Here is a 6,909-nt window from a genome sequence, read left to right as displayed (position 1 = left end):
GTGAGCGGGGCGTAATTCCCCGCCGGGCTTCGCCGGCACGGACCTAAACTGCCGGAGTGCCGGGTGGTAAGAGGCCTCCAGCCGTATTGGGGCGGGGGGGGCCTTAGCCGGTAAAGGGTTAAAAGCCGGTTACCGGGTAGAGAAGGACCCTCCCGTCCGATGGACGGGAGGGTGTGGGTCTCGTTAAAACCCGGGCGAGCCGGGTTTTGGGTTTTAATTACTCATGCGGGAGGGTTAGGTTATTGTTGCAACCAACCATCATCCGTACCAATGATATCTTCGGTCCACACATAGCTTCCAGCGGTACTAATAGCGGCTGTTATCAGAGTGGGACCGGTACTACTATAGAAATTACCAGCTGTAACTCCGGTACCGGCAAGGCTGCCCGTGCTAGTCCTAATAAGCTGAATCACAGCCCCAGAACTACCCGTAATGGTGGCGTTCACCGTCAGTACTTTATCATCGACAATTAATGTACTAGCTACGTTCAATGAGAGTGCAAGAGTCAAAGCATCATAAACGGTTACCGTACCTGCCACCACATCATAGGAATCTAAGTCATAGGAGAATACGGCGCCAGCAGCAAGTTTTATCTTCGCACTAGTATCACCAATGGTTATGAGAGTGGTCTCCAGTACAGCGCCTGGGTTCACTATGGTTATCCCGTCGCCGGTATGGACGATATTTCCACTACTGCCATCAGCATCAACCGTTCCATTCACGGTAATGGTTCCCTGATTGGCAATGCCTCCGGCAGTAGCCGTAAGAACGCCCGTCGTGGGGCCTACGGTAATGGTTGCGCCTGGATTGTTGTTAAGCACGGTAGCAGAGGTAACAGCTGCATTCACGTTAAGGATTCCATTATTGGTAATGGAGGCACTTGAGCTAACAACGCCATTCGCGTTAATGGTTCCATCATTGGTAATGGCTCCGGTAATGGCAAGAGAACCCGGCGTTGCTGCGGTCACGGTAATCACTCCACTTGGGTTATTGGTAAGCCCGACAGCGCCGGTAGAAGCGCCATTCACGGTAATGTCTCCACTATTGGTAATAGCGGCTGTGGTAATAGTAAGAGTGCCCACAACAATGTCTCCGTATGCGGTATTGGTAATCCCGGCACTACCGGTGATAGTCCCGGCGTTAATGGTTCCATCATTGGTAATGAGGCCGCTACCGGTAACAGTTCCACCCGTGGCGTTAATGGTTCCACTATTGCCAATGGCTCCGGTAACGGCAAGCGTTTCCCCAGTTGCCAGGGTAATGGTTCCGCTATTGGTAAGCCCGGCGGCAGGACTAATACCTTCATTCAGGGTAAGGATTCCTCCATTGGTAAGGAGTCCGCTAGGGGTGACAGCGCCCGTCGTGGCCACCACGGTAATGGTTCCGGTTCCCTTATTGTCAAAGGTGCCAGTAGCGGTAATAGTTCCCTCCGCGGTAATAGTTCCGGTATTGATAACGGCTCCGGTAACGGCAAGTGTGTCCCCAGCGGCCACGGTAAGGATTCCGTTATTGGTAAGCCCTGCGGGAAGGGAGGTGGTGCCAGAACTGGGGGGATTCAGGTAAACCGTTCCATCATTGGTAAAGAGTCCGGCACTAACGGTAAGCCCTCCCTCCACGCTCAGGGTTCCGTTATTGGTTAAATCGGGTCCACTAGCAACGGTAAGGGTTAGCGACGCCGGCACGGAAAGGACTACGCCGGTGGGGATTTCGATTGGACCGTTAATGGGCGTGCTCGCCAGAAGGATGACGGTGCCATCGGCGCTCGCGGAGGCTGCGCCGGTGCCCAGGGCGGCTGCCAGGCGCGATGCTGCCTCGCCCTTGCTGATGGACGGCGTGCCGCCGGGAGTCGTCGGACTAACCGGCCAGGTGGGGGAGGATTCGGTACCGCTGTCACTTGCTTCCGTGGAGCAGCCAAAAAAGAGTAATGATACGCTTAACAGGGCGATCATGCCGAAGAGTGTTTTCTTGTTCATAAAAACCTTCCTATATCAATTTTCAGTCATACCAAAGCGTTAAAGGCGACGCCCCCAACCGCTTTGGAACCAACAGGGGGACGGACCGGAAACCGGTTCGTTTCCTGACCCCCGTTTTACTTCCTGTTTTATAAAAGGCATACGCCTCAAGTTCCTTCAAAGGCCGCGGAAAGTTTGGTAAACTTTCCCGACGGCTTATTCGACCACACTAAGTCCCTGCACAATCGTTGAGCCCGAGGCGCCGCCCGCAATGGTTAATCTCCCCTTCGCGGTGCCGGAAAGTACCCCGATGGTGCAGGGTAACGTCTCATCGAATTCGCCCGTAAGAGCGCCGATTCCATTGATGGCGGCGAAGTTGGAGGCGCCGGTGCCGGAATTAATCCTTGTCCCGTTAAGGGCGCCCGGGTAGGCGGTACCCGTGTCTTCGCTCAGGGTAATTTTACCGGGATAGGCTCCGCTTTCCAGAATAACCGAACGCGTACTGGCGAGTACCAAAGCGCCATCGTACTGCAGTTGCAGGTCGACTCCCGCAAGGGTAAGGGCGGTAGCGCCCACGGTGATCGTGGGGCCGGGAAACTCGTCCGGGATCAGGAGGGTTGACCCGGCGCCGGTGATAGCATTCGGCTTCAGGCTTACCTCCCCGTCTACCGCGGTGAGCCGCGCGAAGGTTTCGCCTGCGGGGCAGGCGAGGGTTGTAGTGCCAATGCCAATGGTGTTAGCCGGCGCAGCCAGTACCAGCAGGGCGTTTTCCTCCAGGGTCAGGGACCCCGTAATGGAAGTAATGGCGGTAGCGTTCCGCAGGAGCCCGGTCTCCAGGATCCGCAGTTCCCCCCCGATTGAGCCAATCGCCCCGCCGCCCAGGGTCAGGGTTTTGTAGTTCAGGTTCTCATCATCATCAGGTACCGGAACCTCCGCTCGCAGGGTGGTGAGAGTGCCGGGGGTTATGACGGCCCTGGTCGTCCCCGCGGCCAATATCGGGATAGCCGCTGCCCCGGTTCCCGCCAGGATCCGCTTGCCCACCTTGAGGGTAAGGATGGATCCGCTATCCGCCAACTTGATCTCCCGGCCGTTAGCCAGGTATACATCGCCCCCCAAGTCAAGGGTCTTAGCGCTGACCACGTTTACGTTGTCGTTAAACACTATGTTGGTGTCTATGTTGGTGGTGCCGTTGAACGCAGCCGTCCCCGCGAACTCTACGGTGCCGCTGCCGGCAATATTCCGTACGATATTGTTCGGGCTAATAAGCGGGTCGCCAAGCGCACCGGTGCCTGCGATAAAGTTACCCTGGAAGAGGATGGTACCCTCATTGGCCGGGGCCTGGATGAGGTAATCGACATCGGCTAAGGTAAGGAGCCGCTTGAAGATTACTTCGCCGTTGGTGGTATTCTCCGCGATCCTAACTATCGCGTTAAGATTCCCGGTGTCAAAGCTTATGGTCCCCGCATTGGCGGCCTCCACCCTGACCGTCTGGGCGATCGTCGGGATAGTAATGGCAATGGTTCCGCTATTGGCCGTCTTGCTGACGGAGGTTCCGATAGTAACGGGACCGCTCAGGCCCGCAGCGCTCAGGCTTATCGAACCGGCATTTCCCCCTATAACAGTCGCGCCAAGGGTGCCGGTCCCGGTGACGCTTACCTGGACCCTGCCCGACTCGGAAACGCTTCCGATACTGAGGCCGGTAATGTTCTGGTTGTTAGCAGGGCTGAGCGTAACCGTACCGGGGCCGTTGATCGCGCCTATGGTAATAGCGCCAATAGCGCCGCTCGGCCCTTCGATAGTGAGGGGGACCGGCGCATCAATCGCGGGCAGATATACGGGGCCCGAAGGCAGGGTAAGGGTAAGCCCCGGAATCTTGCTGGTCAGGGTTGCGCTGTCGGCGAATATGAAATGACTGAGGTTCGCAAAAACCCGGGCGTTACTCGCCGCAAGATCCACCTCCCCCAGGGCGATAATCCTCGGTATCCCGGCGGTTTTACCATCACCGGGCTGCGCGATAGAACCCGCGTCGATGGTGATTTTTTCCAGCACGTAAAGATTCGTAATGGACCCGTGAAGATTACTAAAATCCGAACCTATCGTGTACTCTAACACGGCAATACCCTGGTCGGTTCCCTGGGTACCTATGAGGGGGTTATCCACATATTTAACCTTCTTGGCAGTGGCATTGTCCACTATCTTGAGAAGTTTTTCCTTCGGTTCCCCGCTGTAGATAAACACCGCGTTCGTATCCAGGCTTATCTCCGATCCCTCATCAAAACTCAGGGTAGCGAAGGCCGCGTTGATAATCATATTCCGTACCGTTACGTTCTTCTCTATCCGGATGACCATATCCTTAAAATCGGCAACCTCGGTGGTAGAGCTTCCGGTGAGCCTGAGATTCTCTCCCAGGACCACGATCCGGTTCCCGTCCTTGGCCGCCTGTACGGCTATCCGCACGTCATCCGCATTGGCATCTCCATACAGGTAATTCCTTTCACTGACAGCCGTAGTTCCCCCGTCGCTGTCGGTGGCCTGGGAGCACCCCGTCAGAGTCAACAGCGCCGCCACTAACAGGACAACACTGCCGAAAATCATATATTTCTTCAACATAAAACACTCCTTAAATTCCGGACCTATGCCGGATGATGGTTTCCCGCGCCGCCTGGGCGTATCGCCGCCGCAATCACGGGTTCCGGCATTACCGGGCACTAAATTCCGCCTTGGGCGTCCTGCCGAGGATGATGGGGCTGAGGGCGATAATGTCGACCGCCGGCAGCGCGCCGCCCCTATGGGCCACGGACCAGGCGGGCTGGTCATCGTCCGTGGGATCGGGGGTTAAGCCCGTAAAAGCCCCGGTCAGCCGGGCATAGCCGCCGCCTGTCGTAGTAATATACCCCCATGTGGTGGGTTGTCCGTTTTCACCGGCAGTCAGGGTAATTTTGGCCCCGTCGTCCAATTCCACGGTACTTCCACCGGCCAGCGTAATGGTACCGGCGGTGGCCAGGTCAAGCTCTACCTTGTTCAAGATCAGGGCGCCGGCGCCTGCCACATTGATGGTCCCATTGGTTCCCCGGGGCAGCGTCAGTTTTGTCCCCGGGGCGCTCCCGGTGATCTGATGGTTCCCCAGGGTGATGGTTCCGCCGCTTGCCGTGAACGAAAAACTGGTGCCGCCGCCGAGTACCGGATTCCCTATAGCAACGGAGGCGCTTGTCAAGGCGAGGGCGCCGCCATCGGCCACGGCCAGGTAACCGACTTCATTGGGGTCACCGGTCTTCGTCCTAAGGGCGGCCTCATTCCCGAAGATTGCCTCCGGAACCACCTGCAAAGTACCGTCGGTGATCTCCAGGGGGCCACCGCTCAGGTTGATGCGTTTGGCTGCCGCAATCTTCGCCGCATCGGTTGTAGGAGCGCCCGCGGTGGTGAATGTTGAAGTACCGCCGGGGGTTAACACCACCGGGCCGCCGGCAGCGGTCAAGAGGGGGGCCGGAATGGATTGGGTGGTCTTCTGGGGGGTGACTTGGAGCGTGATGGTCTTACCCGCCCCCAGGGTTACCGGCTGGGTAAAGTCTATGGTCTGCCCGTGGTTTGGCAGGGTAACATTCCCGTAAAGTCCCAGGGGGGAGTTAATCACCACATCTCCCCCAAACACCACATCGCTATATATCACCGAAGCAATGTTGTTGTTGGGAGGGATGGTCAAATCGCCGGTAAAGGTAACCCGGCCGGTACTGAGGATATCAAGCTGCCGGCTGCCGTTTCCTATGACGAGGAGGTTCCCGTCGCCGCCGTAAACGGTAATATTCGTGGGCGTAACCTCCAGGGTTCCCGGGCCCGTAAGCTTACCCCGTATGATGAGGGGGGCAGAGCCGCCAACTTGGCTAAGGGTAATTCCTCCCTCCCCTACCCGAATATTGGGTATGAGGGTCTTGTCGAAGAAGGGGTCTGGATGATTCCGGGGCACAGCGATAGTAGCCCCCCGGGAACTGGTCAGGGTGGAACAGCTCCCCAGGGCGAGGGCATCGTTGTCCCCGATTATCACATCAGGATTGATGATTGTCCCGGTAACATCCACCTCCCCCAGGGCGACAAGGGTTAGTACATCGGGACTTGCCGCAATGGTGGGAATGGTAAGTTTATCCAGCACGAAGAGGCGCTCAAGGTTCGGAGCGCTTACTTTGGCGTCAACGCCGCTGCTGTCCCGGGAATAATCGTAATTCTGCCTGGTGCCCAGGGTAAACTCCCGTACCGCGGCTCTCCGCGAACTGGGTCTGATGCGTTCCAGGCTCTCCGCGAACCACGCCTCGTAGCCGTCAACCCGGTCACGGAATTCCGCGCCGCCGAAATCCGTACCTTCCCGGCAGATATAAAAACCCCCGGTCATGGTTATTCCCGCGCCCTCAGCCCAGCTCACCGTGGCGTCGGTCATATTCATGACCCCGCCGTTGAAGGTTACCCGGCCATTGATCCTGACCTCGGCGCCCTTAAAGTTTAATTCGCCGGCACGGATGTCAAGCCCGTCCTCAAGAACGACATACTGCCCCGCCGCAACGGCGTTATCTATCGCTTCCTGTGCTTGATAGGGGTCCACCTGAAAACCGTAGATCCGGTGCGCATACTGCGTTCCGGAACTACTATCGTCATCGACGGATGTGGGGCACCCCGTGAGGGTGATCAGCGCCGCTACAAACAGCACCACACTTCCAAAAATTAGGCTCTTTTTCAACATAAAGCCCTCCTGTATTGTTATTCATCCGGTCAGTACTGCCGGATGCCGGGCAGCGTCCCCAAAAGGGCGCTCCCGAATAAAAGAGGACTATCGCATTGAAAATCCGCCCCAAAACGGGGTATCATTCCCTTGCGATTAGTGTGCCCCGGAGGCAGCGTCTCCTGCTAAGAAACTCACTGCCCCGGGGTCCCTCTTTTAAAGGACACCGTAAAAGGCGGCTAAACCGCCTAT

The 6,909-nt window shown here is 57.2% G+C and carries 3 protein-coding genes; all 3 read right to left on the bottom strand.

Annotated elements, in window-relative coordinates; translation table 11 throughout:
* Positions 1-239 precede the first annotated feature (239 nt).
* The 3 genes from LQZ21_RS11900 to LQZ21_RS11890 all read right to left on the bottom strand — a co-directional run bounded on the left by LQZ21_RS11900 (position 240) and on the right by LQZ21_RS11890 (position 6,678).
* The gene (locus LQZ21_RS11900) at positions 240-1,973 is read right to left on the bottom strand and encodes a beta strand repeat-containing protein (RefSeq protein WP_411044664.1); all 1,734 of its coding nucleotides are present in this window, start codon (positions 1,971-1,973) and stop codon (positions 240-242) included.
* 195 nt (positions 1,974-2,168) lie between these two features.
* Entirely contained in the window at positions 2,169-4,562 is a 2,394-nt protein-coding gene (locus tag LQZ21_RS11895; protein WP_411044662.1) for a hypothetical protein, read from the bottom strand.
* A gap of 88 nt (positions 4,563-4,650) precedes the next feature.
* The gene (locus LQZ21_RS11890) at positions 4,651-6,678 is read right to left on the bottom strand and encodes a hypothetical protein (RefSeq protein ID WP_411044661.1); all 2,028 of its coding nucleotides are present in this window, start codon (positions 6,676-6,678) and stop codon (positions 4,651-4,653) included.
* Between the last annotated feature and the right edge of the window lie 231 nt (positions 6,679-6,909).

Source organism: Treponema sp. TIM-1 (assembly GCF_046533115.1).
GTDB lineage: Bacteria > Spirochaetota > Spirochaetia > Treponematales > Breznakiellaceae > JAIRMO01.
The sequence above is the reverse complement of the archived record's forward strand: the minus strand, read 5'-3'. Positions and strand labels throughout refer to the sequence as shown.

What these genes read in the sequence shown, in the direction of transcription:
- LQZ21_RS11895 (WP_411044662.1), bottom strand. Translation starts at nt 4,562, where the DNA reads ATGTTGAAGAAATATATGATTTTCGGCAGTGTTGTCCTGTTAGTGGCG.
- LQZ21_RS11900 (WP_411044664.1), bottom strand. Translation starts at nt 1,973, where the DNA reads ATGAACAAGAAAACACTCTTCGGCATGATCGCCCTGTTAAGCGTATCA.
- LQZ21_RS11890 (WP_411044661.1), bottom strand. Translation starts at nt 6,678, where the DNA reads ATGTTGAAAAAGAGCCTAATTTTTGGAAGTGTGGTGCTGTTTGTAGCG.